The organism is Sulfitobacter sp. HI0040 (assembly GCF_001634885.1).
GTDB lineage: Bacteria > Pseudomonadota > Alphaproteobacteria > Rhodobacterales > Rhodobacteraceae > Sulfitobacter.
Genome location: NZ_LWEX01000189.1, coordinates 1 through 1,729, shown reverse-complemented (window position 1 = coordinate 1,729; position 1,729 = coordinate 1). Strand labels below are relative to the sequence as shown.

Genomic DNA, 1,729 nt, shown 5'->3' with positions numbered 1-1,729 from the left:
ATCGGGCGACCAGATCATCGGCCCGTTGATGACCCGCTTGATGCCCGCCGCCCCCACCGCGGGCACCCGGTCAATCGCCCGCATCATGTTCTCCTCGATCCGGTCGAGATCGTCGGCGAAAAGCTCATGCCCGAAATCCTGTGGCGTGCCACCCTCTGCCCAAAAGCGCATGTCCCGTTCATAGGCGCCGATCAGCAGGCCCTTGCCTTCCTGCCGCAGGTAATATTCGCCGTCCCTATCCGCCACCGACGGCAGCCGCCGGTCGAGCGCGGCAATCTCCGCAATCGTTTCGGTCACGAAATACTGGTGTTCGGTCGGCTGCAGCGGTAGACAGATGCCCGCCATCGCCGCCACCTCCCTGCCCCAGAGGCCGGCGGCATTGACCACCCACTGGGTATGGATGTCACCCTTGGGCGTCCGCACGATCCAGCTGCCGTCGGGTTGTGGCTCCGTCGCGGTCACGGGGCAGAAGCGGTGGATCTCGGCCCCGTTCTGCCGCGCGCCGGTAGCGTAGGCATTAGTCACGCCCGAAGGGTCGACGTTCCCGCCCGAGGGTTCGAACATGATGCAGCGCACGCCGTCGTAATCGACGAGCGGGTGCAGCGCCTCTGCCTCCGCCCGGTCGATTTCATGGAACTTCAAGCCGTAGTATTTCGCCTTTGCCGCCTGCAGGCGAAGCTGGTGCTCGCGGGCTTCGGTCTGCGCAAGATAGAGGCTGCCGGGCTGGTAAACCCCGCAGGACTGGCCCGTCTCTTCCTCCAGCGCATTGTAGAGGTCCATCGTGTAGTTCTGGATGCGGGTGATGTTGTTGTTGTCGTGCAGCCCGTGGATATTGGCCGCCGCATGCCATGTGGAGCCGGAGGTAAGCTCGTCCCGCTCCAGCAGGACGACATCGCTCCAGCCCGCTTTCGTCAGGTGATAGAGGATGGAGCAACCGATGACGCCGCCCCCGATGACGACCGCCTGAGCATGGGTGCGCATGATATGGATATCCCGTGATGACCCGTTTCCGGCCCAACCTGACGCGCCGCAACAGCGGCCAATTGCCACTGACCGACATATCTGGTCGCGATTGGGATTATCGCATCAGGAGGCGCCGACCCCGTCAGTATCCAGATCCGCTTTGCCTTCGCCGTCCTTCTCATAGGATTTGGCGTCGGTTTCCTTCTCCAGCCGTTCCTGCACGGCATCCCAGACGTCGGAGCGCGCGGCCTTGCGCAGCCGCTCCCGGTCCGGCGCGAAGGAGGTCACGCTGACCGCCCGCAGCAGATGCAATTCAGCCGCGGCACGCGCGGCCTTGCTCAACCCGTCATCGGGATGGCGCATGAGGCCCGAGAGCGTCGCCTGAAGGCGCAACTGCACCTCAACCACGGCATCGCCGTCGCGGGCCATTGCGTTGAAGCCGTCCTCCATCAGGTCGTCGGGGTCGATGGGCGGCACATGCAGATTGGTCAGCCGCACGGGCACGTCCATCCGCGCCTCGTCCCGGTAATCGGACAGGATACGCCCCAGCCGGGTGATCACGTCGATCGCCGTGCCCGGATCGTTCACCCCGGGCGAAAGCGCCTTCGAGCCCACCTCTCCCATCACCACGAGGCCGAATCGCGGATCCTGATCGTAGGTGCGCAGATCGCCGATCACGATACAGTCACGCAGATGGCGTTCGAACTTGTCCCGGTCACGCCCCCCTTCGCGCGTGGGCTCGCCCCGCTGCGCCACCTGCAAAAGC

Annotated in this window: 2 protein-coding genes; both read right to left on the bottom strand. The window is 64.8% G+C overall.

Features of this window, described 5'->3' with window-relative positions; translation table 11 throughout:
- Window positions 1-981: NAD(P)/FAD-dependent oxidoreductase (locus A3728_RS11725; RefSeq protein ID WP_150120758.1), on the bottom strand; the 981-nt coding region annotated here is incomplete at its 3' end.
- A gap of 105 nt (window positions 982-1,086) precedes the next feature.
- On the bottom strand, window positions 1,087-1,729 hold a 643-nt coding region (locus tag A3728_RS11720), incomplete at its 5' end, for a DUF2254 family protein (protein WP_150120757.1).